Source organism: Micromonospora sp. NPDC000663 (assembly GCF_042898105.1).
In the GTDB taxonomy this organism is placed as follows: Bacteria; Actinomycetota; Actinomycetes; order Mycobacteriales; family Micromonosporaceae; genus Micromonospora.
In genome coordinates this window covers 286,790-312,811 of sequence record NZ_JBIAYR010000003.1, presented here as the reverse complement: position 1 = coordinate 312,811, position 26,022 = coordinate 286,790, and the positions used below count along the sequence as shown (strand labels likewise).

At 71.2% G+C, this 26,022-nt stretch carries 29 protein-coding genes and 3 tRNA genes; 15 read left to right on the top strand and 17 right to left on the bottom strand.

The window, feature by feature from the left end; translation table 11 throughout:
- The first annotated feature begins 2 nt into the window (after positions 1-2).
- Positions 3-1,106, top strand: a complete 1,104-nt coding sequence (gene amcB, locus ACFY1S_RS13735) for a cyclophane-forming radical SAM peptide maturase AmcB (protein ID WP_387117659.1) — start codon at positions 3-5, stop codon at positions 1,104-1,106.
- The gene (gene amcA, locus ACFY1S_RS13730; RefSeq protein ID WP_139586138.1) at positions 1,075-1,311 is read left to right on the top strand and encodes a multiple cyclophane-containing RiPP AmcA; all 237 of its coding nucleotides are present in this window, start codon (positions 1,075-1,077) and stop codon (positions 1,309-1,311) included. The genes amcB and amcA overlap by 32 nt, the downstream gene beginning before the upstream one ends.
- A gap of 144 nt (positions 1,312-1,455) precedes the next feature.
- On the opposite strand, the gene ACFY1S_RS13725 is transcribed toward amcA, so the two are convergent.
- Together ACFY1S_RS13725 and ACFY1S_RS13720 are read right to left on the bottom strand one after the other, a co-directional pair.
- Positions 1,456-1,671: a DUF3073 domain-containing protein gene (locus ACFY1S_RS13725; protein ID WP_007454329.1), complete on the bottom strand. Its 216-nt coding sequence runs from the start codon at positions 1,669-1,671 to the stop codon at positions 1,456-1,458.
- A 302-nt stretch (positions 1,672-1,973) separates the two neighbouring features.
- The gene (locus tag ACFY1S_RS13720; RefSeq protein ID WP_387116794.1) at positions 1,974-3,056 is read right to left on the bottom strand and encodes a Glu/Leu/Phe/Val dehydrogenase; all 1,083 of its coding nucleotides are present in this window, start codon (positions 3,054-3,056) and stop codon (positions 1,974-1,976) included.
- 193 nt (positions 3,057-3,249) lie between these two features.
- On the opposite strand from ACFY1S_RS13720, the gene ACFY1S_RS13715 reads away from it, so the two are divergent.
- Entirely contained in the window at positions 3,250-4,089 is an 840-nt protein-coding gene (locus ACFY1S_RS13715; protein WP_387116791.1) for a hypothetical protein, read from the top strand.
- A gap of 250 nt (positions 4,090-4,339) precedes the next feature.
- Positions 4,340-4,549 (top strand): BldC family transcriptional regulator, encoded by a 210-nt coding sequence (locus ACFY1S_RS13710; RefSeq protein WP_007073996.1) that lies wholly within the window; start codon positions 4,340-4,342, stop codon positions 4,547-4,549.
- Positions 4,550-4,615: 66 nt separating this feature from the next.
- On the opposite strand, the gene ACFY1S_RS13705 is transcribed toward ACFY1S_RS13710, so the two are convergent.
- Positions 4,616-5,005: a PPOX class F420-dependent oxidoreductase gene (locus ACFY1S_RS13705; protein WP_364369664.1), complete on the bottom strand. Its 390-nt coding sequence runs from the start codon at positions 5,003-5,005 to the stop codon at positions 4,616-4,618.
- Between the two features lie 54 nt (positions 5,006-5,059).
- Between ACFY1S_RS13705 and ACFY1S_RS13700 the strand changes: the two genes are divergently transcribed.
- Positions 5,060-5,839, top strand: a complete 780-nt coding sequence (locus tag ACFY1S_RS13700) for a class I SAM-dependent methyltransferase (protein ID WP_387116787.1) — start codon at positions 5,060-5,062, stop codon at positions 5,837-5,839.
- Between the two features lie 50 nt (positions 5,840-5,889).
- Here the strand turns inward: ACFY1S_RS13700 and ACFY1S_RS13695 are convergent, their stop codons facing one another.
- Positions 5,890-6,177, bottom strand: coding sequence for a hypothetical protein (locus tag ACFY1S_RS13695; RefSeq protein WP_030491406.1), 288 nt, complete (start codon positions 6,175-6,177; stop codon positions 5,890-5,892).
- 177 nt (positions 6,178-6,354) lie between these two features.
- Between ACFY1S_RS13695 and ACFY1S_RS13690 the strand changes: the two genes are divergently transcribed.
- On the top strand, positions 6,355-7,212 hold the full coding sequence (locus ACFY1S_RS13690; RefSeq protein ID WP_387116784.1) for a 3-hydroxyacyl-CoA dehydrogenase family protein: 858 nt from the start codon (positions 6,355-6,357) through the stop codon (positions 7,210-7,212).
- Positions 7,209-7,952, top strand: a complete 744-nt coding sequence (locus ACFY1S_RS13685; protein WP_387116781.1) for an enoyl-CoA hydratase/isomerase family protein — start codon at positions 7,209-7,211, stop codon at positions 7,950-7,952. The genes ACFY1S_RS13690 and ACFY1S_RS13685 overlap by 4 nt, the downstream gene beginning before the upstream one ends.
- A 62-nt stretch (positions 7,953-8,014) precedes the next feature.
- On the opposite strand, the gene ACFY1S_RS13680 is transcribed toward ACFY1S_RS13685, so the two are convergent.
- The gene (locus ACFY1S_RS13680) at positions 8,015-9,358 is read right to left on the bottom strand and encodes an ABC transporter substrate-binding protein (protein WP_387116778.1); all 1,344 of its coding nucleotides are present in this window, start codon (positions 9,356-9,358) and stop codon (positions 8,015-8,017) included.
- A 156-nt stretch (positions 9,359-9,514) separates the two neighbouring features.
- Here ACFY1S_RS13680 and ACFY1S_RS13675 point away from each other — a divergent pair, with 156 nt between their 5' ends.
- Positions 9,515-9,904: a hypothetical protein gene (locus ACFY1S_RS13675; RefSeq protein ID WP_139586146.1), complete on the top strand. Its 390-nt coding sequence runs from the start codon at positions 9,515-9,517 to the stop codon at positions 9,902-9,904.
- Positions 9,905-9,961: 57 nt separating this feature from the next.
- Here the strand turns inward: ACFY1S_RS13675 and ACFY1S_RS13670 are convergent, their stop codons facing one another.
- Positions 9,962-10,402, bottom strand: a complete 441-nt coding sequence (locus ACFY1S_RS13670) for a hypothetical protein (RefSeq protein WP_387116775.1) — start codon at positions 10,400-10,402, stop codon at positions 9,962-9,964.
- Positions 10,403-10,529: 127 nt separating this feature from the next.
- On the opposite strand from ACFY1S_RS13670, the gene ACFY1S_RS13665 reads away from it, so the two are divergent.
- On the top strand, positions 10,530-11,252 hold the full coding sequence (locus tag ACFY1S_RS13665) for a DUF2786 domain-containing protein (RefSeq protein WP_387116772.1): 723 nt from the start codon (positions 10,530-10,532) through the stop codon (positions 11,250-11,252).
- Between the two features lie 6 nt (positions 11,253-11,258).
- Here ACFY1S_RS13665 and ACFY1S_RS13660 read toward each other — a convergent pair whose 3' ends face one another.
- Positions 11,259-11,786: an SRPBCC family protein gene (locus ACFY1S_RS13660; RefSeq protein ID WP_387116769.1), complete on the bottom strand. Its 528-nt coding sequence runs from the start codon at positions 11,784-11,786 to the stop codon at positions 11,259-11,261.
- A gap of 164 nt (positions 11,787-11,950) precedes the next feature.
- Between ACFY1S_RS13660 and ACFY1S_RS13655 the strand changes: the two genes are divergently transcribed.
- The 4 genes from ACFY1S_RS13655 (at position 11,951) to ACFY1S_RS13640 (ending at position 15,815) form a co-directional block, all read left to right on the top strand.
- Complete coding sequence (locus ACFY1S_RS13655) at positions 11,951-12,994, top strand: hypothetical protein (protein ID WP_387116766.1); 1,044 nt, start codon at positions 11,951-11,953, stop codon at positions 12,992-12,994.
- A 369-nt stretch (positions 12,995-13,363) separates the two neighbouring features.
- Positions 13,364-14,434 (top strand): DUF5937 family protein, encoded by a 1,071-nt coding sequence (locus tag ACFY1S_RS13650; protein ID WP_387116763.1) that lies wholly within the window; start codon positions 13,364-13,366, stop codon positions 14,432-14,434.
- A 62-nt stretch (positions 14,435-14,496) separates the two neighbouring features.
- Entirely contained in the window at positions 14,497-15,021 is a 525-nt protein-coding gene (locus ACFY1S_RS13645; protein WP_387116760.1) for a hypothetical protein, read from the top strand.
- The gene (locus ACFY1S_RS13640) at positions 15,018-15,815 is read left to right on the top strand and encodes a metallophosphoesterase (protein WP_387116757.1); all 798 of its coding nucleotides are present in this window, start codon (positions 15,018-15,020) and stop codon (positions 15,813-15,815) included. Before ACFY1S_RS13645 ends, ACFY1S_RS13640 begins: the two co-directional genes overlap by 4 nt.
- Positions 15,816-15,900: 85 nt before the next feature.
- On the opposite strand, the gene ACFY1S_RS13635 is transcribed toward ACFY1S_RS13640, so the two are convergent.
- The 9 genes from ACFY1S_RS13635 to ACFY1S_RS13595 form a co-directional block, all read right to left on the bottom strand.
- The gene (locus ACFY1S_RS13635; protein WP_387116755.1) at positions 15,901-16,518 is read right to left on the bottom strand and encodes a GNAT family N-acetyltransferase; all 618 of its coding nucleotides are present in this window, start codon (positions 16,516-16,518) and stop codon (positions 15,901-15,903) included.
- A 493-nt stretch (positions 16,519-17,011) separates the two neighbouring features.
- Positions 17,012-17,085, bottom strand: a tRNA-Phe gene (locus ACFY1S_RS13630).
- Positions 17,086-17,184: 99 nt separating this feature from the next.
- Positions 17,185-17,258, bottom strand: a tRNA-Asp gene (locus ACFY1S_RS13625).
- Between the two features lie 31 nt (positions 17,259-17,289).
- Positions 17,290-17,362: transfer RNA gene (locus tag ACFY1S_RS13620), tRNA-Glu, on the bottom strand.
- Between the two features lie 153 nt (positions 17,363-17,515).
- The gene (locus tag ACFY1S_RS13615; protein ID WP_387116752.1) at positions 17,516-18,304 is read right to left on the bottom strand and encodes a polysaccharide deacetylase family protein; all 789 of its coding nucleotides are present in this window, start codon (positions 18,302-18,304) and stop codon (positions 17,516-17,518) included.
- A 77-nt stretch (positions 18,305-18,381) separates the two neighbouring features.
- Positions 18,382-19,326 (bottom strand): MerR family transcriptional regulator, encoded by a 945-nt coding sequence (locus tag ACFY1S_RS13610; protein WP_364370793.1) that lies wholly within the window; start codon positions 19,324-19,326, stop codon positions 18,382-18,384.
- Complete coding sequence (idi, locus tag ACFY1S_RS13605; RefSeq protein ID WP_364369624.1) at positions 19,316-19,933, bottom strand: isopentenyl-diphosphate Delta-isomerase; 618 nt, start codon at positions 19,931-19,933, stop codon at positions 19,316-19,318. Before idi ends, ACFY1S_RS13610 begins: the two co-directional genes overlap by 11 nt.
- On the bottom strand, positions 19,930-21,411 hold the full coding sequence (gene crtI, locus ACFY1S_RS13600) for a phytoene desaturase family protein (protein ID WP_387116749.1): 1,482 nt from the start codon (positions 21,409-21,411) through the stop codon (positions 19,930-19,932). The genes idi and crtI overlap by 4 nt, the downstream gene beginning before the upstream one ends.
- A 28-nt stretch (positions 21,412-21,439) precedes the next feature.
- A complete protein-coding gene (locus ACFY1S_RS13595) occupies positions 21,440-22,582 on the bottom strand; it encodes a polyprenyl synthetase family protein (RefSeq protein ID WP_387116746.1) in 1,143 nt (380 codons plus the stop codon).
- A gap of 65 nt (positions 22,583-22,647) precedes the next feature.
- On the opposite strand from ACFY1S_RS13595, the gene ACFY1S_RS13590 reads away from it, so the two are divergent.
- Both ACFY1S_RS13590 and ACFY1S_RS13585 read left to right on the top strand, forming a co-directional pair.
- Positions 22,648-23,571, top strand: coding sequence for a phytoene/squalene synthase family protein (locus tag ACFY1S_RS13590; protein WP_387116744.1), 924 nt, complete (start codon positions 22,648-22,650; stop codon positions 23,569-23,571).
- Complete coding sequence (locus ACFY1S_RS13585; RefSeq protein ID WP_387116741.1) at positions 23,568-24,890, top strand: cryptochrome/photolyase family protein; 1,323 nt, start codon at positions 23,568-23,570, stop codon at positions 24,888-24,890. The genes ACFY1S_RS13590 and ACFY1S_RS13585 overlap by 4 nt, the downstream gene beginning before the upstream one ends.
- Here ACFY1S_RS13585 and ACFY1S_RS13580 read toward each other — a convergent pair whose 3' ends face one another.
- A complete protein-coding gene (locus tag ACFY1S_RS13580) occupies positions 24,891-25,961 on the bottom strand; it encodes a serine hydrolase domain-containing protein (protein WP_387116737.1) in 1,071 nt (356 codons plus the stop codon).
- Positions 25,962-26,022 lie beyond the last annotated feature (61 nt).

Here is a 26,022-nt window from a genome sequence, read left to right as displayed (position 1 = left end):
GGATGCGCGGCCTCGCCGCGGTCCCGTCGTACGTCGTCATGCAGCCCACCACCCTGTGCAACCTGGACTGCGCGTACTGCTATCTGCCGTTCCGGGCCGACGACCGGCGGATGCGTGTGCCGGTGGCCGAGGCGGTGGCCTCGGCGGTCAATCCGTGGGCGACGGCGGGTCGGTTCTCGGTGGTGTGGCACGGCGGGGAGCCGTTGGCCACGGGCCGGGATCACCTGGCGGCCCTGATCGCGCCGTTCGGCCCCGCTGTGGAACACCACGTGCAGACCAACGCCACGTTGATCGACGACGAGTGGTGTGACTTCTTCGCCAGGCACGAGGTGCGGGTGAGCGTCAGCGTGGACGGGCCGAGGGAGCGCAACGGCGACCGGGTCAACCGGGGCGGCCAGCCGGCGTACGACCGGATCCTGCGCGGTGTCGCCGCGCTTCGCCGGCACGGCCTGCCGTTCTCCGCGCTGGCCGTGGTGTCCCGACCGGAGTCGGGGCTCGCCACCGAGCTGTACGACTACTTCCTCGAGCTGGGCTGTGACGTGCTGGGCATCAACATCGAGGAGACCGAGGGCGTCAACACCCGCGACAACCGCCATGACCCGGCGGCGGTGACTGCGTTCTGGGCCGAGCTGGTGTCGGCCTGGCGGCGGGAACCCCGGATCCACCTGCGTGAGGTCGAGTGGTCGCTGCGGTACGCCGCGGCGGTGCTCGACGACTCGGCGGACGGGGTGCTGCCCCGCCGGCTGGACCCGATCCCGACGATCGGGCACGACGGTTCGGTGACGGTGCTCTCGCCGGAGCTGGCGGGCTTCACGGACGCCCGCTACGGCGATTTCAGCAGCGGCAACGTGCTGGCCACCCCGCTGGCCGAGATCCTCACCGGCGCGGCGGCCACGCCCTGGGTGGGGGAGTTCCTGGCAGGCGTGGAGGCGTGCCGCACGACCTGCCCGTACTTCGGCTTCTGTGGTGGTGGCCATGCCGCCAACCGTTACTTCGAGCTGGGGCGTTTCGACGGTACGGAGACCGAGCACTGCCGCAACAGCAAGATCCGCCTATTGGAGGGAGTGTTGGAGCATGCCCGAGACCACCAGTCACCGGCGGCCTGAGCGCGAAGCGGACGAAGCTCCGGACGGAGTCACCGAGCGGGTACGGGAGGCGGCCCCCGGGCTCGTCGCGCTCCTTCAGGAGGCCGAGGACGCGCGGCGGCTTCGGGCGGAGGTGTCAGGCTCCGACGGCGCCAGCGCGGTCTGCGCCTGGAACCACTTCGAGAACATCCCGACCTTCTACAACTGGAACAACAGGCCGCGCTGAGGGTGGCCGCGATCAGGGGCCTGTCGGCCGGCCGGGTGACTTCCCGGCCAGGGCAGGCCCCTGAGCGTCGGCACCGATACGGCTCCCGACGGGCACATGCGTGAGCACGCGGGGGTCACCGCGTGCTCAGCTCACGTCGAGAGGTCAGCGGGTCGGGCGGACCCAGGGATCCGGGTCGTCGTCCGCATGATTCTCATCATCGTCGTCGACGAACTCTTTAGAGTCGTCGTCGAAGTGGTGCTCAGACTTACCAGCACCCGCCAGTTCGCGCTGCAAGGCGGTGAGGTCGGTGTTCGGGGAGTGGTACTTCAACTCCCGCGCCACCTTCGTCTGCTTGGCCTTAGCACGGCCGCGCCCCATGGCTCGACCCCCTCGCACAGAATGCGGGGCAGCCCGAAGGCGGGCCCCGATGACGTCAGGCATCTCTCGTGGCTCTTACGGTACATGGGGATGCCATCGTTCGGCACCTCGGGTTACCGTCGGCCGGCTCTGCGCGTCGCGTCGATCCGGCCGTCACCCAGTGTACCTGGTAAGGAGCGGAGCGGAGAGCACCCGTGACACGGGACAAACCACGCCAAACTTGATCTGACTCCAGCGTACCGAGACGGGCCGACGGGCGGGCCCGGAGGCGGATAACGATCGATCCCCCTCCGGGGAACAGGTCAGCGCAGGTGGATGGTGCGCAGCCGGCCGACCTCTGCCATCCGCCGCTCCGCCAGCCGGTCCGCGGCCACCGCAGGCGGTACGCCCTCGGCGTCGGCCAGGTGCAGGATCTCCCGGGTGGTGTCGAAGATCTTGGTCGCCCGCAGCCTCGCCCGGTCGAAGTTGAAGCCCTCGATCTCGTCCGCCACCTGGATCACGCCACCGGCGTTCACCACGTAGTCCGGGGCGTACAGGATGCCCCGGTCGGCAAGCAGCTTCTCGATGCCCGGGTGGGCGAGCTGGTTGTTTGCCGCACCTGTCACCACCTTGGCCCGCAGGGCCGGCACGGTGTCGTCGTTCAGGGCGCCGCCAAGCGCGCACGGGGCGTACACGTCGATGTCGGCGGCGACCAGCGCGGAGGCGTCGTCGACAAGGGTTACCTGCGGGTGGTTGGCGCGGACCCAGGCCAGCGCCTTCGGGTTGACGTCGGTGGCGACCACCTCGGCGCCGTCCTCGAGCAGGTGCCCGGTCAGGTACTTGCCGACCTTGCCCAGGCCCGCCACGCCGACTCGCCGGCCGCGCAGGCTCGGCGTGCCCCAGACGTGCTCGGCGGCGGCCCGCATCCCCTGGAAGACACCCCAGGCGGTGAGGATCGACGAGTCGCCGGCGCCACCGTGCTCGACGCTGCGACCGGTCACGTACCGGGTCTCCCGGGCGATCACGTCCATGTCCGCCACGTACGTGCCGACGTCGCAGGCGGTGTAGTACCGGCCGGCGAGCGACTCCACGAAGCGGCCGTACGCGCGCAGCAGCGCCTCGCTCTTGATCTGCTCCGGGTCACCCCAGATGACCGCCTTGCCCCCGCCCAGGTCGAGCCCGGCCAGCGCGTTCTTGTACGCCATTCCCCGGGACAGGTCGAGCACGTCGGCGAGCGCCTCGTCCTCGCTGGCGTACGGGTAGAACCGGGTGCCGCCCAGCGCCGGCCCCAGCGCGGTCGAGTAGATCCCGATGATCGCCTTCAGGCCGCTCTGCTTGTCCTGGCAGAACACGACCTGTTCGTGACCTGTCGATACCGGGTCGTCGGTGCTCGCGAATACGCCCATGGCTGGCTCCTGGAGTGGTGTGCGTCCTTGTGGGACGCGGACCTGGTGGACCCCGGCGGGGATGATGCCGGTGTGATCGAGCCTAGTATCGGCAGCCGCGCGGGTGCTCGACGCGCCACCGCCGTCCCACGTTGCGGCGCGCGCGGTCCGGGCGCTGACCGCGCTCGTGTGCGGTTCGTGGGAGGATCGCGCCGTGCCGTCGCTCTTCGCTTCTTACCTGCGCGTGTACGAGCCGCTGACCGCCTTCGACCGGGAGCGTCAGAGTTACTGGCGTCGCTACGTGTCCGAGGGGCGGGCCGTGGCGCCCGTGGAGGGTCCCGTCCGGCAACGGACGGCGGTCATCGAGGCGTTGGGCGCCGGCTGGACCAGGCTGCCCGACCTGCCCGAGGAGGCGTACGTCCTGGAGACGGACGACAGCCTGCTGGTCTGCCCCTGGAACCTGCGCATCCGGGTCGCTGAGGCGGCGCTCAGCGCCCGGGACGGGGTGCCCTCGGTGCTCGCCGACGCGTTCGTGCCGCCGGTGCTCGCGGGGCAGGCCAGGGCGGTGGTGGACGACTGGCGCAGCGGCGCGCGGGTGCTGGAGCACGGAGTGCCGCGCGTCCACGAGCAGATCGCGACCTGGGGCGTACCGCTGCGGTGGTTCGTGCTCTTCGAGGCGGCGGAGCGTGACCTCGTCACGGAGCCGGGCCGGCGGGCGTTGCGCTACCGCACCGAAATCTCCAAGGCTCGGCGGCGCTCGTCGCGGGCGCTGTCGGTGCTGCGCAAGTCGGTGGGCGAGGCTCCGATCACCGACGCGGTGGAGGAGGCGGCCCGCTGGCTGGAGGAGTTCCATCCGCGTTCGGTGGTGGAGCTGGACTACGGCGGCCTGGTCAACCTGCTCTCGGACGAGACACTCGCCGCGGACGATTCGCCGGAGCTGGTGGCTGGGGGCCTCGCAGGGCTGTCCCGGGGTGAGGCCGAGGAGGCGTCGGCCGCGTACGACACGTTGGTGGCCCGGTGGCGTGCCGTGCAGCTGCTGGAGCGGTGCAACTAGGGCAAACTGCCCGAGGAGCGCTCCCAAGGCGAGGTGTGCTCGTAGTTGACGCATCACGAACCGTGATCATGAGTCCGAATAAGGTAGTTTCTGCCGTGTAAAAGTCGTAAAAATCGGGCATGGTTCATCCGTCCGTCTAGGGACCTTCATCCGTTCGGCCCATGTCGGACATCGGGGACTAGCCGGACCATGGGAGACGCGTCGGCCGGCGGGACCCCGGCCGATGTCTATACATGTGGAGGAGTGACCGATGGCATCGCGAACGCACGAACCAGAGCCGCTACTCACACCGGCCGAGGTGGCGTCGATGTTCCGTGTCGACCCGAAGACGGTGACCCGGTGGGCCAAGGCCGGCAAGCTCAGCGCCATCCGCACCCTGGGTGGCCACCGTCGGTACCGCGAGTCGGAGGTCAGGGCGCTGTTGCAGGGCCAGATCCCGCAGCAGCGGCAGGGCGACTGACCCGGTAGGGGTTTCTTCGGAAAAGGGCGGTGGATCTCGATCCGCCGCCCTTTTCCGTGCCCGGGGTCAGCGCGCCCCCTCGGTCAACGTCACCCGGATGCCGACCGTGCCACCCTCCCCGCGACGCAACCGACTGCCGAGCAGGCTCAGGCGGCCGATCAGCCGGTACTTGTGCTTGAGCAGATCGCGGATGCGACCGATGTCGCCATTGCCGCAGATCGTCGCGTGGGCCGGCACCTCCGCCCCGTGCGGACGACCCCGCACGTCGCACGGCGCCACAGTCACGTCGCCGTTGCGGCGGATCCGCTTCACCTTGCCCGAGTCGGCCCTGGTCCAGACCGCCAACGCGTCGCCGTCGCGTACCGCCCAGACCGGCGTCGGCACCGCCCGGCCGTCCTTGCGGAAGGTCGTGAGCAGGATGTACTTCTCGGCCGACAGCCGGTCCAGCGTGGTCACGCCGCCAGGATACGGCTGCCACGGGCCACTGAGTGGCCGGATAGCGTGAACGTCGTGACGGGCGAGCCTCAAATCGGTGACGTGATCGGTGAACTGCTGCGGGACACCCTCGCCGTGGCCACCGGGGTGGGTCCTCGACCGCTTGTCGGCGGCCGGCTGCCCCGACCGGTCATCGAGATCATCGAACGCGACGACGGGTTGATCAACGGCGCGCCGGCAGCGCACTACCTGGACGGGCCTGCCGACTGGCAGCCGTACGACCACCGGGCCGTGGACCGTGTCCGGGGCGAGACCCTGGACGTCGGCACTGGCGCCGGCCGGATCGCCCTGCTGCTCCAGGAGCGCGGCGTACCGGTCACCGGACTGGACACCTCGGCCGGCGCGCTCGAGGTGAGCCGGCGTCGCGGCGTGCGGCGGCTGGTGCACGGCACGGTGGACAGCCACGTCGCCGACGGCCAGCGGTACGACACGTTCCTACTGCTCGGCAACAACCTCGGGCTCTTCGAGGGCCGACACCGGGCACCCGGGTTCCTGGCCGCGCTCGCCGCCCTGGCCCGGCCGGGGGCGCAGATCATCGCGCACGGCACCGACCCGTACGGCACCCGCGACCCGCTGCACACCGCCTACCACGAGCGCAACCGGCGGCGCGGTCGGCTCGGCGGTCAGCTCAGGCTGCGGCTGCGCTACCGCGAACTGGGCACCGAATGGTTCGACTACCTGGTCTGCTCGGCCGACGAGTTCGCCGGCCTGGTGCACGGCAGCGGATGGCGACTCACCGATGTGGACGACCGGGACGCCCCCTACTACCTCGCCACCCTGCGCCTCGCCGACTGAGGCGACGACCCCCCGCGCTCCGGGGCGGAGGCGGGGGGCCGTCGTACGTCTCAGACCTGGACGGTCGGGGGGAGCTGCTCGGGCGGGAGGCCGCCGTCGCCGTCGACCACCTCGTCCGGCTGGCCGTCCTCGTCGATGTCGACCATGGTGATGTCCACCTTGCCGTCGCCGTCGGTGTCGAACTGGAACAGGTCGGCCTTGCCGTCGCCGTCGGTGTCCACCACCCACACGTCGGTCTTGCCGTCATTGTTGGTGTCGGCGCGCAGCAACTCCACCCGCTCGTCGCCCCGGGTCTCCACGATCTCGGAGTCGGTGACGCTCTCCGGTGCCTGGCTCATGTCGGTGCGGTCCTTCCCTCGGTTGACCGTCGGTCAGTACCCGATCCCACGCTCCCCCACGCATGGGCCGGGTCCTCGCGCTGAATAGGGTCGCACCATGAGCGAGCGGAGCGGGCGGATCGCCCGGGCCGGCGTGGCGGGGACCCCGCGCGTCGCCGGGCGGGACAGGGAGGCGTGATGAGCGATCGTTTCGTTGTCGTCGGTGCCGGCACGATGGGGCTGGGCATCGCGTACGTGGCGGCCGGTTCGGGGCACGCCGTGGAACTGGTCGAGGTGGACCCCGAGCGGGGGGCCGCCGCACTGAACCGGCTGGCCGACCTGTGGGAGCGGGCCGTGCAGCGCGGGAAGTTGAGCGCCGACGAGGCCGCCGCGAACCGGCAGCGGATCACGCTGCGGCAGAGCGTCGCCGACGTCGCGCCCGCCCCCGAGGTGATCGTCGAGGCGGTGCCCGAGCGGCTCGACCTCAAACGCTCGGTGCTGCGTGCCGCCGCCGCGCTGGACCCGGCGTTGCTGGGCAGCAACACGTCGAGCATCCCCATCGGCGAGCTGGCCGCCGGGCTGGACGCGCCCGAGCGCTTCCTCGGCCTGCACTTCTTCAACCCGGTGTGGGCGATGGCCCTGCTGGAGATCGTGGTCGGCCCGGCCACCGCCGAGGAGACCACAGCCGCGGCCGTCGCGCTCGCCGGCCGGCTGGGCAAGGACCCCGTCGTGGTACGCGACATGCCCGGCTTCGCCACCTCCCGACTCGGTGTCACCCTCGGGCTGGAGGCGATCCGGATGGTCGCCGACGAGGTGGCCAGCCCGGCCGACATCGACAAGGCAATGGTGCTCGGCTACCGGCACCCGATCGGCCCGCTGGAACTCACCGACCTCGTCGGCCTGGACGTGCGGCTGGACATCGCCCGCACCCTCCAGGCCGCGTACGGGGACCGGTTCGCACCGCCGCCCCTGCTGGAGGAGATGGTGGCCGCCGGGCGCCTGGGCAAGAAGTCCGGGCACGGTTTCTACCGCTGGGAAGGCGGGGTCAAGCAGTGAGTGGTCTGCGGATCGAGGAACGGCCGGACCGGCTGGTGGTCACACTGGACCGGCCGGAGAAGCGCAACGCCATCGACGCCGACCTGATCGCCGAGCTGCACCAGGTCTGCGCAGAGTTGGAGGCCCGGCCACGGCTGCTGCTGCTCACCGGCGGCACGGCGGGCATCTTCGCCGGTGGCGCGGACATCGGTGAACTCCGCGAACGGGGCCGCACCGACGCTCTCGCCGCGATCAACTCGGCGGCGTTCGCCCGGATCCGGGCGCTGCCGATGCCGACCGTGGCAGCAGTGGACGGCCCGGCGTTGGGCGGCGGCGCGGAGCTGGCGTACGCCTGCGATCTGCGGGTGTGCACGGCGCGTGCGGTCTTCGGTCAGCCGGAGGTGCGGTTGGGCATCCTGGCCGGCGCCGGCGCGACCCACCGGCTGCCCGCCCTCGTGGGGGAGGGCCGGGCCAAGGAGCTGCTGTTCACCGGCCGGCGGGTGGACGCCGACGAGGCGCTGCGGATCGGCTTGGTGAACCGGGTGGTGGACGAGCCTGCCGAGCTGCTGGAGGTGGCGCACCTGCTGCTTGACGAGATCGCCCTGGGCTCGCCGCTGGCACTGCGCCTGACCAAAATGGCGGTGGACGCGCCGGCCGCCGCGCACCCGCAACTCGACCTGGTCAGCCAGGCGGTGCTCTTCGAGGACGACGAGAAGCACCGCCGGATGACCGAGTTTCTGGAGCGTCGCCGTACGCGCTGACGCGTGGACGACGAAACGGCCGCACCGGGATACCGGTGCGGCCGTTCGAGTCTGCGGAAGTGCTAGCTGCGGAACTGGACCCCGTTGTCGGCCAACCCGCGAATCACCTGCGCCGACTCACCGAAGCCGATGATCAGCACGGCGTCCGCGCCGAATTCCTTGATCTCCTTCGCGCCACCGCCGAAGTCGACAGGGGCCGCCTTCGCGTCGGCCGGTGGGTCGTAGGTCATCAGCTTGAGCCGGTCGTCGGGGATGCCGGCCTTCTCCAGTTCGTCACGGACGGTGGCCTGGAGGCCCTCGCCGTACGAGTCCTTGCGGGCGACGATGACGATCTTCTGCGATCCGTCGCGGAGGATCACGTCGGCAAGCGCCCGACCCTGGAGGCTGTCCGGCGGGGCGGTACGGAAGTAGAGGCCATCGTCCTCGACGTCGGTGAGGCTGGCGTCGGTGTTGGACGGCGAGAAGAGGATCTTCCCGGCCTCGACCACGTCCGGCAGCACCTCCCGGGAGATGCCCGAGGCGCCCGCGCCGATGATCAGGCTGACCCCGTCCGCCACGTGCTTGGCCACTGTCGCCTTGGCCACCGTGGGGTTCGTGCCGTCGTCGCCGTCGATCCAGGTGACCGGCTTGCCGAGCGCGCCGCCAGCGGCGTTGATCTCCTTGATCGCCAGTGCCGCGCCGGCGGCCATCGGCGGGTAGGCGATCGACAGGTCACCGGTCTTGGGCAGCAGCCCACCCAGGATCAGCGGTTCCTGGTCGGGGTTGGCGCCCGGGCGCTGCTTCTTCGGCTTCGGTGGAGTTTTGGTGCTCGCCGCCGACTCGATGCCCGCCCCGACGAACTCGGTCTTGCCGTCGCTGATCTGCTGCCCGTCGAAGGTCAGCGTCGCGTAGCTCGCGGTGGCCGGCTCACCCTTGTCGGTGAAACCCGCCCGGGTCAGCGACACGCTGCGGTACTCGATGTCCTGCCCGTTGCGGGCCAGCGCGAGACAGCTGGCCGGGTCCTCGCAGCGCTGGCCGTTGTTCGTCACGCCGACGATCTGCTTGGCGATGGCCGCCGGGTCGGTGCTGCCGGCCAACTGGGCGGCGAGCACCCCGATCACCACCGCGTCGTACGTCTCGGCGGAGTACAGGTAGTCCGTCAGCGCCGGATTGACGGACCGTAGCCGGCTCTTGAAGTCCTCGGGCAGAGGAGTGAGGGGCGTGGTTCCCTTCATCCCGTCGACGAGGTTCGCGCGTTCCTTCAACTCCGCTGGATAGGAGTTGAGCATGTTGCCGTCCGTGCCGTAGAGGCGCACCTGTTGGGCGCTTCCCTCGTTGGCCTTGTCATCCCCGCAAGCGCTTGTGGCGAGCAGGATCGTCGCGCAGGCAGCCAGTGTGGCCACCCGCGAGCGGCGTGATACGAGCATGGTCGTCCTTCCTCCGGCGAAGGTCCGCTGCGCACATTAGCGTGCCCAGCCCGGCGGCGGGACCGTGGAGGTGGCGTAAAGCGCAGGTCGCCCGCCTCGACCACGGAGAGTGACCAGAGCTGGGTGGCCTTGACCGTCCCTCGTACTGTGCGCTGCGTGACCGACCTACCACAGCAGACGTTCGATGACGCGGCCGCCGTGCTCAGTTCGGCGCTGGACGGGGACCAGGACGCGGTGGTGGGAGCGTTCGACGCGGTCGTCGACCGGGCCGGCCTGAGCGGCGCGTACGGGGTCGCCTGGTGCCTGGCCGCGACGATGGTCGGTGATCCGCCACCGGGCAGCGGAGCGGCGTTGGAGTTCCCAGGGATCGACCAGGCGGAGTACGACACCCGCTGGGTGGCCCGCTTCGTCAGCGCGTACGCCAACCGGGACGTACCCACCGGGGAGGCACTGTTCGGCGCGGCAGTCGCGGACGGGCAGCTGCCCGACTGTCTGCTCACGCTCGCCGGCTCGACGATCGCCACGCTGCGCAGCCGCGCGGGGTGACGTGCCGCGGGTGCGGCGTCCGACGGGGGGTCGGACGCCGCGCCGGGCGCGGGCGGTTCAGAACGCGTGGTACGCCACAAGCGGCTCGTACTCGTAGCGCAGGTTCTCGAAACGGACCCGGAAGTTGACCCCGTCGCGGACGTTCGTCGCGACGGTTATCCAGCCCGAGTTGGCTGGCAGGTACGTCCAGTAGTTGCAGGCGCTCGTCTTGTCCACGAAGATCACGCAGGCATCCGTCCCGTACGCGCTGGCGTTGCGGACGTTGATGTCCCGGCAGCGGGTTGTGGTGCGGTAGGTGCCGGCCTGGCCGCCGTAGCCGCCGGTCTGGAAGAACGACCGCACGGCACCGCCGTAGCAGGTGGCCTGGGTGGCGAAGAGGTTCGTCCCGGGGGCGGCGGGCGTGACCGGGGTGGTCTGCGCGGCCCGCGCCGGCGCACCGGCGGCGAGCAGTGCGGTGGCCGTGGCGACGGCGAGCAGGCGAGCGTTCGGGGATGACATGCGTGCCTCCGATGGTGGTGAGTTGACCGTCCGTATCTGACGGTCGAGCGGACCGTGACGATGATACATATCGATCGATGCCCCGCTCGGTCCCCGTTCTGTCCTGCCCGTGTGATAGCTCTGGAGCATGTCCGAGGCCATGCTCAGCAAGGTGCGCAAGCTGCTCGCCCAGGCGGAGGACCCGGCCTGCACGCCCGCCGAGTCGGCCGCCTTCACCGCCAAGGCCACCGACCTGATCGCCCGCTACGGAGTCGACCGGGCACTGCTCGCCGCCCGTGACCCGGCCACCGACCCGGTCGGCGACCGGGTGCTGGACATCGTCGCCCCGTACGCCCGCGACAAGGTAGGGCTGCTCGCCGCGGTCGCCGAGCCGCTGCGCTGCCGGTGCGTACGCCGCCGGCAGGGCAACGGCTTCGCTCTGCACCTGTTCGGCTTCGCCAGCGACCTGGAACGCGTCGACCTGCTCTTCACCTCACTGCTCGTGCAGGCGGCGCACGGCCTGGCGGCCACGCCGGTGCCGGCTGACGACCACCCGGCAGCCTTCCGCCGCTCGTGGCTGGCCGGCTTCGCGGAGGTCATCGGAGGCCGGCTCCGGGCGGCGGAGACGGCGGCGGCCGAGACGGCGGCGGTCAGCGGATCGGGCACCCCGTCGGTGGCGCTGGTGCTCGCCGACCGCTCCGACCGGGTGCAACGACGGCTCGCCGAGCAGTACCCGCGACTGCGTACCGCACCGCCTCGCCGGCTGGCCGGCACCGGCTTCAGCTCCGGGGCCGAGGCCGGCAGTCGCGCCGACCTGGGCGGTCCGAACCTCAACGGCAGCTCCGCCGTCGCCCGGCGGCTCGGCCGTTGACAGCTGTCAGGCGGACGTCTCGGGGTGCCGGCGCGACACCGAGGCGAGGTAGCGGCTCAGCAACTCGTGCCAGCCGGCGGTGAGCGCCTTGCGGTACCCCTCGGCGGCCTCGCCGTGCCTGTCGAAGTGCCTGTGCTCCAGCTCGACGCGGGTCTGTTCGGCCCCCTCCGGGAGGAACAGCACCTCCACCTCACTCGCCCGGGCCGGATCCGGTACGGGAACCCGGTCCGGGCCGATCTGCCACGCGAAGACCAGCCGGCGGGGCGGATCCCAGGTGAGCACCCGGCCCCAGTCGGACCGGAAACCGTACGGGCCGATCTCGTAGAGCATCCCGCCGGCCCGCGGCTCCATGCCCAGCTCGGCCAGGGACTCCGGGCCCGACCAGGTGTACTCGATGACCCACCAGTCAGTCAGCTCGTCGGTGAACACGGCGAACGCGTGCTCGGCGGAGCCGGGGACGAGGAGGCTGCACCGTAAGGAGAACCGCTCCGCGTCCTGCCGGATGTCGGCCGGATCAGTCATCTCCTGTCCCATAGGCCCGGACCATACCGGCTGGTGCCCGCGTGTGCAGCTTTCGGGCCGGCCGGTTCTCGACAGTCGGTCGCCGGGCCGTCACCGACGGGATGTACCGCCGGAAAGCGGGTAACCGCGCCGGACGACCCGGACGACCGGGTAGGTGTGCGGCGGGGCGGGAGATCATGAGCGAGAGCGCGCAGCAGCAGAAGCCGGACCGGGACGTCGGCGACAAGGACCCGGACGTCCTGCTGGACATTCCGAGGGTGTCGGTCGACTCGATCCGGCTGGCGGTCGACGGGCTGGACGCCGACCTCTCCCTGCGGGCACGGCTGGCCAATCTGCTCCAGATCGACGCGGGCGTACGCGTGCACCTGCGCGGTGTCGAGCTGGACATCAACGGGGTGCACGCCGAGGCGCAACTGCGGGTGCGGTTGGAGCAGCTCGTGACGGTCCTGGGCCGGGCGCTCGACACGATCGACCACAACCCGCAGGTCATCGAGATGCTCGCCCGCTCGGCCGGTACGGCAATCGACGACGTGAGCCGCAGCGAGCAACAGTTGACCAGGGCCGCCGAGGTGGCCGCGTCGGCCCGGCGCTCCGCCTCCGTACTCGACGAACCCGGCCGGCGCGTGGGTACTGTCGCCGACCAGGCCGCGTCCACGTCCGGGCGACCGGCGCCGGCGACCGGTGGTCCCGGCCCGCGCGTCGGTGGCCCGGGCCCGGCCGAACAGGTACGACCTGATGCCGGCGCCGCCGCCAGGCCCGCCGCTGCGGCGACCGGTGCTGCCTCCAGGCCCGGCGGTCCGGAGGGGCCGCGACCGGGATCCGCCGGTCCGGACGATCGCGGCCCGGCCGCGGGCGGGCCGCAGGGTCGTGGCCCCGGGGCCGGCGGTGCGGAGGGATCGGGGTCCGGCGCGCAGGAGCGACAGCCAGAGGGGCAGGGTGGGGGACGACAGTCGGCCGGTGCGGGTGCGAGCGCTCAGCGGCCCGGGCAGCCGCCGTCCGGCGAAACCCGCGACCGACCCGGCGCAACGTCCGCTGCCGGGAGCGGGCCGTCCGGTAACGGTGACGATGGTCAGGGCGGTGGCCTGGCCGGTGGGGCGCACACGGCCGCGCAGCTCGCCGAGCAGGCGGGGGAGACCCTGTGGCAGGCCGGGCGCAGCGTGTGGGAGGCGATCCAGGGCGGCGTGGCGCAGCGCCGCCAGCAGGGACGCCAAGATCAGTAATCGACTCGGCGCTGACCACAAGGGCTACCAGCCTCCCCGGACGGGGCCAAGGTCGTTCGTCCGGTGCGGCGCTACACCTGTCCCCGTTCGGGGAGGCTGGACGGTCAACAACTGCCCGACGAGGAGATCCACCAATGCCCATCGCCCGGCGGTTTCCCACTAGTGGCTTTGGCTGCTAGTACGGCAGCCGCCGTTCGAGATCATGCCTACCGATGGCGGCGAATGGGTTCCGTCCAGCATGTTGCGACCAACCGTGCATCTCGCCCCCGAAGGTCACGGGTAAGCAGGGTGTGGCGTGGCTCGATCCACCGTAAGAGGTCAGACCGCTGCCAACGCGGGGGTCATCGTGCTGACATTAGGGTCGTGGTCGTGCCGATCACGTTTCAGCTTCCTGCAGGTCGGGCCGCAGCGGTGACGTTCGCGGTCTCGCCGACGGTGGAGCTGGCCTGGGCATGGCATGTCCTGGTTGGTGCCGAGCATCACCCGGAGCGTGCGGAGTGGGCGGCGCGAGTCCTCGGAGAGTTGCCAGACGACCTGGCCGCAGAGTTGGACGCATGGTCGTTTGCGGTACGGGCGGTCCGCGCGACCGTGCTCGCGGGTCCGACGCTGCCGTTAGCCTCCGGCTGGGATCAGGCGGTGACGGCGCTCCGGAGGATGCCTCCCGCACAGTTCGCCGCTGCAATGCTTCGACCGCTGCTGCGGGTGGGCGGTCGATCCGGCGACTTGGCCGACCATCGCGTGCGTGCCGAATTGGTGGCTCTGACGCGGGCGCGGGGAGCGGGGGCGGTGCGGGCGGTACGACTGTGCCTGGAGAAGCCTGGCGCGGCACAGGCCGCCGTGGTCGGTCTTCTAGAGGGCTGCTGGTCGGCCTTCTTCGCGGCCGAGTGGGGCAAAATCGAGCCCGCGCTACGTGGTGAGGTGCGGTCGCGATCGCGCACGAGTGCGCGAGGCGACCTCCGCGCCGCATTGTCTGGCTTGTCTCCTGCGATCGCCATCGGTGAGGATGGCCGGGTCGCCATAGACAAGGTGCAGAGCAAGTCACTGGCGGTGTCCGAACGTGGGCTGGTGCTGGTTCCCACCGTCTTCGGCACTCCACATGTGTACGTCGCCGACGAGGCGGGCCGTCCGGTGGTGGTGCATTACCCGTTCCCGCCGCCGGAGCGTGCGGCCGACCGGCGACTGACCCTGCGGCGGCTCGACGTGCTCGCTCATCCGGCGCGCCTGGAGGTGTGCCGCGCCATCGCAGTCGAGCCTAGGTCGGCGCGAGAAATCGCCCGGCTCTGGCGCCTCGATGAGACTGCAGTGACCAAGCACCTATCCGCCCTGCGCGTCGCTGGACTGGTCCGCGCAGAGCGGGTTGGACACTTTGTCCGGTACTCCCTGGAGGCGTCTGCCATCCGGACGATCGGAGGCGACCTGCTCGACGTGCTCCGCCGGTGATTCCCTGCCGAAGACTTGCAGGCATTGGCTGCCGGCCAGCGGTACCTTCTACCGTGGCGGCCATGTTGACGCTCGACGAGACGATGCGGCGGTTGGCCGACGACCGGGACGTGCTGATGGACCGGATCGCGGATCGGACAGAGGAGGAGCTGTCCGCAGGGTATCGGGTGCGTGGTGGTCCTCTCGGCGATTTTTGCGAATCGCTCCGTGATTTGGTCGCACACGTGCTGATGTGGGACGAGATCAACCTCGCCGTACTGGCCGAGGCGCGCCAAGGGCGTGCGCACTGGAGCCTGGACGCGCGTTGGGAGGAGCCTCAGGTGGGCACGCGGCTCAACCGTTCCGGCGTGATGGCCGGGCGGGAGTTGCCCGTGGAACTGGTTGTGCACCGCTTCCAGGTGGTGCGGGGCGCGCTGATCGACGACCTAAGCCGATACGACGAGGAGCGGTGGTCGGCGCCGGTCGATCTGCCGGGTGGCAGATCACGGTCGATGAGTGAGCTGGCGCAGTACGCCATGACCGTCCCAGGCCATGAGCCGTACTGGCATGCGGCCATTCATTTGGGTGAGCTGGCGGCAGCGGCATGACGCCGCTGTACGTGGCGGCGGACATCCATGGTCACCGGTCCGAGTTCTGGGAGTCGCTTCGCGAGGCCGGGCTCGTTGACCGCACTGGGCGCTGGTCCGGGGGTGGCGCGCGGTTGTGGCTACTCGGCGACTACGTCGATCGCGGCCCGGACGGTATCGGCGTCATCAACGACATCCAGCGGCTCGCAGTCTCCGCAACTGCCCTGGGCGGCCACGTCGGGACGCTGTTGGGCAACCACGAGGTGCAGTTACTCGCCGCGCACCGGTTCGGCACCATGCCCGTTGCCGGGTGGGACGAGCCTGGCGGGTTTCAAGGTGGCTGGGCGCGGTTCGGCGGACGTGAGAACGACCTGCGTCGGCTGACGCCACAGCATGTTGAGTGGATGACGCATCTGCCTGCGGTTGCGGTTGTCGACGGGTTCCTGCTGGTGCACTCCGACACCGCCCGATACCTGGAACTTGGATCCAGTGTGGCCACCGTGAACACGGCAGTCACCATGGCCCTAAGCTCCAGCGACGCCGCAACATGGCTAGACTTCTGTGACCGGATGAGCGATCGGGGTGCCTTCCGCGACGCCGAGCCAGCGAAACCCGACGATCCGGTATCGACGATGCTGCGCACGCTCGGGGGCAACGTGCTCGTCCACGGCCACAGCACCCTCACCAAGCACTTCGGCGTGGCGCCGCAGGGCGTCACAGCTGCGCTCCCGTACGCCGACGACAGAGTCATCGCCATCGACGGCGGCGTCTATGAGGGCGGCCGGATCCTGCTCACTCAACTCCGTCAACCCTAGTACGGCCGCCGCCCAGGCAGAAGCGATCACGAGACTCTGGGGATCGCCCTGCTGAATACCCCTGCCCGAGCTGGGTGCGGCGAGATCATTCGGCGGCTGCCGGATGGCCGTGGTGACGCTCCCACTCGGAAGCGAGGATCGACATCACGATGTCGTCGACCCACACACCGCCATACAGCAGCACGTCGCGCCGCACGCCCTCCACGACAAATCCCGCCTTCTCATAGGCACGGCGGGCCCGCGGGTTAAAGGCGAACACCCCCAGCGAGATCCGGTGCAAGCCGAGCCGCTCGAAGCCGTAGCCGACGATCAACCTCACCGCTTCGGTGCCAAGCCCGCGGTCCTGGCCCGCCGCAGCCAGCGCGATCCGGAAGTTACAGCTGTGGTTGCCGCTGTCCCACTCGTTGAGCACCGTCTCGCCCACACAGGCGCCGGTCGCCCGATCGACCACCGCCAGGTCCAGTCGGTCTGACTGTTCGTGACGGGAGCCATACCACGCGCGCATCCGCTCCTCGGCGGCCTCGTCCCAGGGCTCAGGATCTTCTGCGCCGTGGTCACTGCCGGTCAGGCGACCCACCTCCGGATCCTGAAGGAGCGAGCGAAGAGCGGGAGCGTCTTCGTCCAGGAGGAACGGGCGCAGGAGTACCTTCTGGCCGACGAGTGTGGGCTTGAAGGCGAAGTCCGTTCGCGGAAGATCATTCACGCGGCGATTATCAGCAAGACGGGCCACCACAGCAATCAAGTTCCCGCACCGGCATCCTGACCGTCAGCAGTCCGCAGTTGGTCTTCCGCATAAGGTCGACGGACAGCGGGGCAGCGGTGTGAGACGACGAGAGCCTCTTCCACTGCTAAACCCCGGTGTGCAGAGGTCGTACGGGGTAGGCAACTTGATCTCATGATCCCTCGGTCGCCGTGCCCGTTGCGTGTCCGTTGACACGGGAGCCGAGGATCAACGGCGGTCAGCTCGCCTGCGCGAGATCGGGCTGATTGTGAGGGATGACGGGTTGCGTCCAGGGCCGATGTGATCGGTTCACCGGAGAGCGGCGTGCAGCGAACGTGCAACTAGCGGCGGCGATCAAGGGCCAGGAGCGGTCAACCACGGGCAACGGCGATCCACCCGGGCAGGGGCGCAGAAAGCAAGATCCCCACCTGCGTTGCCGCTGGTGGGGACCTCTGTAGCCCGGCGAAAGGCTATGTGGCCAGGGGCGGGGTCGAACCGCCGACCTTCCGATTTTCAGTCGGACGCTCGTACCAACTGAGCTACCTGGCCGTGTCGCTCGGCTCATGCTACCCGCCGACCGGACGAACCGTTGGCAGGGTCACACGCTCCGATACGCAGAACGCCGCGCGAGGCGCGGCGTCGGCGCTGCGGTCCTGACGGGACTTGAACCCGCGACCTCCGCCTTGACAGGGCGGCGAGCACTCCAACTGCTCCACAGGACCTAGCTTGTGTTGCTCCGGCTTGCGCCGGTCGTGCCCCCAACGGGATTCGAACCCGTGCTACCGCCTTGAAAGGGCGGCGTCCTGGGCCGCTAGACGATGAGGGCGGCCCCGCCATCATTGCACACTCGCAACTTCAAGCGGACTTGCTCCCATCCGGCCCCGCCGGAGGCTTGGAAAGCATACGTGATGCCCGGTCGGTGGACAAAATCGGTATCGGGGTGCCCCTCCTGCGGCGCATTTGCGCAGGTCAGAGGCGTTCAGCGCAGTCGGGCGACGCCGAAGCGGTGCTTCAGGTCGGCGATCAGGTGCGGGCAGGCGGCCAGCGTCGCGGCCCGGTCGCCGCCGCCGTCGTGCAGCAGCACGATGGAACCGGGACGTGCGGCGTTGTGGACCCGTTTGGCGATCGTGGCGGCGGTCGGCTTGTCCCAGTCCTGCGGGTCGACGGCCCAGTGCAGCGGAAGCATCCCCAGTTCCTTCGCCACGCCCAGAACCTCAGACGTCCACCTGCCGCCCGGCTGCCGGTAGAAGGCCACCGGGGCGCCCGGAGCGGCCGCCTGGATGGCCCTGTTGGTGCGGACCAGGTCGGCGCGGATCTCGGCGACCGGCCGCCGGGCGAGGTCGAGGTCGTGCCGCCAACTGTGGTTGCAGAGCTGGTGACCCTCCCGGACGATCCGCCGGATCAGCTCCGGGTGGCGTTGCGCCTCGCGGCCGACCACGCAGAAGGTGGCCGTGACCCGGGCGGCGCGCAGTTGGTCGAGGACCTTCGGCGTCCAGGCCGGGCTGGGGCCGTCGTCGAAGGTCAGGGCGACCGGGCGTACGCCCGTGTTGCGTCGCAGCCCGGCGGGGAGCTTGGCCGGCAGCGGACGCAGTTGGGGCTTCGGCGGCTTGGCGCGAGTCGGACTCGGCTTCGGTGTGGGGGTGGGCGGCATGGTCGACTGCACCGGCAGCGGTGCGCCGACGGGTGCGATGGTGCCGTCCGGCTGGGCGCAGCCGGACAAGACCAGCGCCATGGCGAGGACGGACGCCAGGACAGCGCGGGCTTGCATCTGCTCGCTCCCGGAGGGGGTTCGGGGTAGGCGGATTCCCCGACGCTAGTGGACGCTCCGCGAGTGGGACAGGGCGGTCATCCCTCGGTGGACTGGTCCAGCGAGTCTCGGACGGCCACGGAGAGTGATACCGCCTCGGCGAGGTCGACGGGCCGGACCACCCCGGCGGGCAGGGTGTCGGCCCTCCAGCCGGGGCCGGCGGCGAGTACGAGCAGTGGCCGGCGGGGTGCGGCGAGCACCGCGCTGAGCTGGGCCGGGTCGGCGGTGGCCCGGATGTGCGACCAGAGCACGACGGCGGCGGGGCCGGTCCGGGTGACCGCCTCGACGAGGGCGGCGACCGGCACCCGGGCGCCGAGCATGCGGTAGCTCACCCCGGCCTCGGCCAGGGCGGCGGCCAGCGCCTCGAGGGGAAGTGTGTGCTGCTCCTCGTCCGCGCAGGAGAGCAGGATGCGGGCCGGCCCGGTGGGCACCTTGGCCCGGCTGGCCGCCGAGAGCGCCTCCGACACGCAGCGGGAGACCAGGTGTTCCACCTCGATCAGCGCCCCTGTGGCGGCGTGCCGTTCGCCGATGCCGGCGAGTACGGGACGCAGCAGGCCCTCCCAGGTGGCGACGACGCCGCTGGCGGCCACGGTGTGCGCGATCGTTTCACTTATCGCCGCCGCGTCCAGCCGCATGGCGGCGCGGGCCAGCCCGCGGGCGGCCGGTCCCGCGCGACCCACCGGGATGCTTCCGCCGCCGTCCCGCGTGTGCGGGCGGATGCGGGTGTGCACGATCACGTCGGGGGTCACCGGGTCGGGTGCCTGCCGGGCCCAGCGGGCGGCCTCGGCGGGGCTGACCCCCTCGGCGGTGAGCCGACGCATGATCTCCAGGCGGGCCAGGTCGGCCGGTGTGTACCGGCGGTGGTGGCCCGGGATGTGTTCGCTCGGCCCGAGCCCGTAGCGCTGATGCCAGGTGCGCAGCGTGGTGACCGCGACCCCCAACCGGCGTGCGACGGCGCCCGCGCTCAGCGCCTCATCGGCCACCCGACCGCTCCGCCGCGTCATCCGCCGACGATCCGGCCGGGGTCACGGCCGGGCCGGACGCGCCGGACGTCGGCCCCGAGGGGCGTAACAGGCGGCTCACCACCCCGCCCAGCCAGGGCGCGTACGACCGGGGGTCCCTGTCGAGTTCTGCCTCCAGGGCGACGGGATCGGCCCAGCGCAGCTCGGCCACCTCTTCCGGGTCGGGTCGCAGCGGTGCCGCCGGCCGGAACTCGCCGCGCAGTACGTGGTCGTACTCGAATTCGACCCGACCGGTGGCCGGGTCCTCGGCGTAGTAGACGTAGACGCCGACCTCGGTCAGCTCGACCGGGCCCGCGCCCAGTTCCTCGCTCAGCCGCCGGTTGGCCGCCTCGGCGAGGGATTCGCCTGGGCGGGGATGGCCGCAGCAGGAGTTCGCCCAGCGCAGCGGAAAGCGCGTCTTGACGGCGGCCCGGCGCTGGAGCAGCACCTGGCCGTCCGGGTCGACGAGCATCACGGAGAACGCGCGGTGCAGTTGACCTGGTGGTTGGTGGGCGTTCGCGACGCTCGTCTCGCCGTGGGCCGTGCCGACGTCGTCGACCAACTCGACGAGGTGCTCCTCGCGGCTCATCTGCCCTCCCCGGTGATTCGGCCGGCCGCCAGCTTGCCGGAGATCAACACCATCGGCACACCGACTCCGGGCTGGGTGCCGGAGCCGACGAACACCACGTTCGACAGGTCGCGGTGCAGGTTCGACGGGCGGAACGGGCCGGTCTGGAAGAGGGTGTGCGCGGCGGCGAACGGGGTGCCCGCGGCCATTCCCTGCTCCGCCCACTCGGCGGGGGTGATCGCCCGCAACACCTCGACGCCGTCGCCGAAGCCGACGTAGCCGCGCTCCTCCAGGGTGCCGATCAGCTGGTCGCCGTAGCGCTGGGTCAGGTCGCCGCGCCACTCGAAGGGCGCCCGGTCGAGGTTGGGCACCGGGGCGAGCACGTAGTAGGTGTGCCGGTCCGGTGGCGCCACCGACGGGTCGGTGCGGCTGGGGTTGGTGACCAGCAGCGACGGGTCGGTCATCAGCTCGCCCCGACGGATGACCTCATCGAAGGTGCCCTTCCACGCGCGTCCGAAATGGATGTTGTGGTGGGCGATCTTCGCATATCCCTGCCGGGAACCGACGTGCAGGACGACGCAGGACGGCGAGTAGGTGAGGCGACGTGCCGGTGCGGCGGGGAGCAGGTCCCGGTAGGCGACAGGCAGGTCGGGGTTGAGCACCACCACGTCCGCCGGCACCAGTTCGCCGTCGGCGGTGAGGACGCCCGTGGCGCGACCGTTGGCGGTCTCCACCCGGGTCACCGTGGTGTCGTACCTGATCTGCACGCCGTGCTTCTCGGCGGCGCCGGCCATCGCCCGGGAGACGGCGTGGATGCCGCCGCGCGGAAAGTAGACGCCGGCGACCGAGTCGAGGTACGCGATGACTGCGTAGATGGCGAGCGCGTCGTGCGGGGCCAGACCTGCGTACATGGCCTGGAAGGAGAAGATCCGCTGGGTACGCGGGTCCCGGAAGAACTGGTTGATCTTTGTTTGGAGACGGCGGAACGCGCCGCCGGTGAGCAGCTTGAGGAGGTTGCCGGTGATCAGGTCGGTCGGCGCGTCCAGGTTGCGCTCGATGAAGTCGGTCCGCTCCAGGCGCCACAGCTCCCTGGCGTAGTCGACGAAGCGCAGGTAGCCGTCGGCCTCGCGCGGGCCGCAGACCCGGGAGATCTCGGCCGCCATCCGGGTGGTGTCGGTGAGCACGTCGAGGGTCGACCCGTCGGGGTAGTACGCCCGGTAGGCCGGATCGAGGGGGGTCAGGTCGAGCCAGTCCCGCAGCTCCTCGCCGACCGCGCCGAGCGCCTCGGCGATGAGGTCGGGCATGGTGAGCACGGTGGGGCCGGTGTCGAACTCGTAGCCGTCCACCGCGAGCCGTCCGGCCCGCCCGCCGGGCACCGGCTCACGTTCCAGCACAGTCACCTGTCGTCCGCTGCCGGCCAGGTGCAGCGCGCAGGCGAGCCCGCCCAGTCCTGCGCCGACGACCACCACGCGGTCCGTCCGTCCTGTCACCGTCCGCACGTGACCCCCTCCTTGGGAAAATCGCTCATCAGGCCCTCCGATTGGTGGCGGCGGTGGCCAGGCCGGTAAGCGCGGTCCGCGCCGTCCGGTCCACCGGAGCGGCGTCGAGCGCGGCGAGCGCGTCCCCGACCCGCTCGGCGATCATCCGCTCGACCCGCGCCGCGGCGCCGGTCTCGGCGACCAGCTCGGCGAGCCGCTCGACAGGCCCCGCCTGGGCCTGCTCCAGGGCCGTGAGCTGCGCCGGCGTGGCCAGCTGGCGGGCCAGCATGAGCAGTGCGGTCGGCTTGCCGGTGCGCAGGTCGTCACCGGCCGGCTTGCCGGTGGCGGCCGGGTCGCCGTAGACACCGAGCAGGTCGTCGCGGAGCTGGAACGCCTCGCCGACGGCCAGGCCGTAGCGGGTGTAGGCGTCGGCGAGCGCCGCGTCGGCGGGCACCCCGGCCAGGCAGGCGCCGAAGAGCAGCGGTCGTTGCACGGTGTAGCTGGCGGTCTTGTAGCGCGCCACCCGCAGGGCCCGCTCGACCGACCAGTTGGTCGGGTCGTTCTCACCGAGCACGTCGAGATACTGCCCGGCGACGGTGTCGACGCGCATCTGGTCGTAGCAGCGGCGGACCTCGAACAGCCTGCCCGGCGCGACAGTGGCCTGCGCCAGGAGCCGGTCGGCCCAGACCATGCAGAGGTCGCCGATGAGCACGGCGACCGCCTCGCCGAACCGGCCGGGATCTCCCCGGTGGCCGGCGGCGATGTGTTGCTCGGCGAGCGCCACGTGTGCGGTGGGCCGGCCGCGCCGGGTGGTGGAGGCGTCCATCACGTCGTCGTGGACCAGCGCGAAGGTGTGCAGCAGTTCGAGAGCGGCGAGCGCGGGCAGCACCGGCGCCAGCGGCTCGCCGCCGCCTACCGCGCCGCGCCAGCCCCAGTAGGCGAAGGTGGGCCGGATCCGCTTGCCTCCGGACAGGACGGCGTCGCGGGCGGCGGCCGCGAAACCGCCCATCCCTGCGTCGATCTCGTCGAGGGTGTCGATCTCGGTGGTGAGGAAGGTCGCGAGTGTGTCGTCCACCGCGGTGATCAGGTCATTGGTGTACGCGGCCAGTACGGCACGGACCGGATCGTCCCCGTCGCCCGGCCGTGTTGGCGCCAGGCGGAGCGCGTTGTCCGCAACTGCGTCGTTGGCCATGTGGGCGAGCGTACCCTAGGGTGATGAGTTGCGTCGATTGGTGCGTCGATATTAGAGGAGGGCCGGTGGACACAGATCTCACCGCTGCCTATGACCGGTGCCGTGAGCTGCACAAACGCCACGGCCGCACCTACTATCTCGCCACCCGGCTGCTTCCCGCTTGGAAACGACGACATGTGCACTCGCTCTACGGCTTCACGCGCTACGCGGACGAGATCGTCGACCAGACCGAGGACCTGCCGCCGGCCGAGCGGGCCGCCCTGCTCGACGACTGGGCCAGCCGTTTCGTGGCCGGCCTGCACGGTGCGCCGGTCGACGACCCGCTGCTGCCGGCGGTGCTGCACACGATCGCCATCTTCGACCTCGACCGGGACGACTTTGCGTCGTTTCTGAAGAGCATGGCGATGGACCTGACCGTGACCGCGTACCCGACCTACGACCACCTGCTCGACTACATGGAGGGCTCGGCGGCGGTCATCGGCACCATGATGCTGCCCATCCTGGGCAGTTCCGACCCGGCGGCGGCCCGCGAGCCGGCCCGCCAGCTCGGCTTCGCCTTCCAGCTCACCAACTTCATCCGGGACGTCGCCGAGGATCTCGACCGGGGCCGCACCTACCTTCCCGACGAGGACATGGCGAAGTTCGGTGTCACCCGGGACGACCTGCTCGAGGCCCGCGACCAGGGACGGGGCACGCCGCGCATCCGCGAGCTGATCGAGTACGAGGTGACCCGCGCGCAGGCGCACTACGCCGCCGCCGCACCCGGCATCACCATGCTCGCGCCCGCCTCGCAGGCCTGCATGCGCACCGCGTACGCGCTGTACGGCGGCATCCTCGACGAGGTGGCGGCGCAGGACTACGACGTCTTCACCCGGCGGGCCCTGGTGCCTCAGCGGCGTCGGATGGCGGTGGCCGCGCGCGCCCTGCTCACGTCGACAGGTACGCCTGTCTCCATCCCCGGGCCGACGATCCAACCGGCGGCCCGGTGACCGCAGGCGCCGCGGTCGTGCTCTTCACCCGCGACCTGCGGGTGCACGACCACCCGGCGCTGGCGACCACCTGTGCGGCCTTCGAGCGGGTGGTCCCGCTGTACGCGCTCGACCCGGCGCTGGCCGGCCTGTCGGCCAACCGCACGCGGTTCCTGCATCAGGCGCTCGCCGAGCTGCGTACCGAGCTGCGCGAGCGTGGCGGGGATCTGGTGGTACGGCACGGCGACCCGGTGGCCGAGACGGTCCGGCTGGCCGGCGAGGTCGGCGCCACAGCAGTCGCGCTCTCCGCCGACGTGAGCCACCACGCCCGGCGGCGAGAGCGGCTGCTGCGCGCCGAGTGCGAGCGGCACCGCCTGCACCTGCGGCTGTTTCCCGGCCTGACCGTGGTCGAGCCGGGCGCCCTGCGACCGGGCGGCGGGGACCACTACCGGGTGTTCAGTCCGTACCACCGGGCCTGGGCGGCGTCGCGATGGCGCGAGGAGTTGGCCGCGCCGGGCCGGATCACGATTCCCGACGGGGTACGCGTGGGACGCCTGCCGGCGCTGCCGCCCGGCCTGTCACCCGAGGCGGCCGTCGGTGGCGAGCGGGTCGCCCGTAAGCGGCTCACCGACTGGCTTCCCGACCTCGACCGGTACGGCGACCAGCACGACGACATGGCAGGTGACGACACCTCCCGGCTTAGCCCGTACCTGCGGTTCGGCTGCGTGTCGCCGCTGGCGGTGGCGAACCGTGCCGGTGACCGGGCCGGCCCGTTCGTCAGGCAGATCTGCTGGCGGGACTTCTACTACCAGGTCACCGCCTCCTTCCCGGAGATCTCGACCAGGGCGTACCGCTCGGGCGCCACCGAGCGGTGGCGCTACGACGACGACGCGTTGTCGGCGTGGACCGAAGGACGCACCGGCATGCCGATCGTGGACGCCGGGATGCGGCAGATGCGGGCCCAGGGCTGGATGCACAACCGGGCCCGGCTGATCACGGCCGGCTACCTGACCAAGCACCTCGGGCAGGACTGGCGGGCCGGGGTGGCGGTCTTCTTCAGGTGGTTGCTGGACGGCGACGTGGCGAACAACTCGGGCAACTGGCAGTGGGTCGCCGGCACCGGCAACGACACCAAGCCGTACCGGGGGTTCAACCCGGTCCGGCAGGCCGAGCGGTACGACCCGGCCGGCGACTACGTACGCCGCTGGGTGCCGGAGCTGGCCGGGGTGCCGGGCAAGGCGGCGCACCAGCCGTGGCGGCTGCCCGACGAGCTGCGTCGCACCCTTGACTACCCGCCACCGCTCGCCGTGCCCGGCACCGACCCGGTGTGGCTGCGCTGATCAGAGGCAGGAGTGCAGCACCTCGACCAGTTCGTCCACGCGGTCGTGTTCGGCGAGCACGGCAGTGGTGTACGCGAAGGCGTACCCCCGCTCCGGGTCGGCCCACGCGCTGCTGCCGCCGATGCCGCCCATGCCCCAGCTGCCGTCCGGTTCCCACTGCATGCCGAGGGTCCAGCGGACCTGCCGGTCCAGCACCAGGTCCGGTCCGTCGTACTGGACCCGGGTCGCCTCGGCGACGAGTTCGGCACCGATCAGCCGGACGCCGTCCAGGACACCGCCGGCGAGCAGACCCGCGTAGAGCCGGGCCAGGCCGGACGCGGTGGCGTGCAGGTTGACGGCGGGCATCTCGGCCCCCCGCCAGAGCGCGCTGTTCAGCACCGCCAGGTCCAGCCCGCCGGCCGGATTGCCAAGCGCCCGCGCCCGCAGGGAACCCGGCTCGCCGAGCTTGCGGACCGGCCACCGCGGGTCGCCGTAGCGCAGGTCAGCGCAGCGCCGCTGGTCCGCCTCGCCCAGTCCGAGACCGAGATCGAGCCGCCACCGGTCGGCGATCTCGTCGGCCAGGAACCGGCTCAGCGGCCGCCCGTCGACCCGCCGGACCAGCTCGCCCACCAGATGTCCGTACGTCCACGCGTGCTCGCCTGCCGTCGAGCCCGGCGTCCACTCGGGGTCGGCTGCGGCCAGGTCCCCGGCGAGCAGCGCCCAGTCGGCGATCGCGGCGGCCGGCCGGGGCACCGGGAAGGCCGGTAGCCCGGCGGTATGCGACAGCACCTGCCGGACGGTGGCCGGGGTGCGGAACTCCGACCAGTACTGCGCGACGGGCGCGTCGAGGTCGACCTGTCCCCGGTCGACGAGCAGCAGCAGGCAGAGCGCGGCCACCGGCTTGCCTACCGAGTAGACGTTGACAAGCGTGTCCGGTCGCCACGGCGCACCGCCCGGCACGTCGCGGTAGCCACCGACGAGGTCGATCACCTGCTGCCCGTCGTACCAGACGGCGAGGCTCGCGCCGCTCTCACGCCCGGTGGCGAGCAGGTCGTGGAAGTAGTCCCGGACCGGGGTGAAGCGTGCGTGCATGCGGTAACCGTAGGCCGTCGCGTCTGTTGCGGAGTCGACTTTTCGTTCCGCCCTGGTGGTT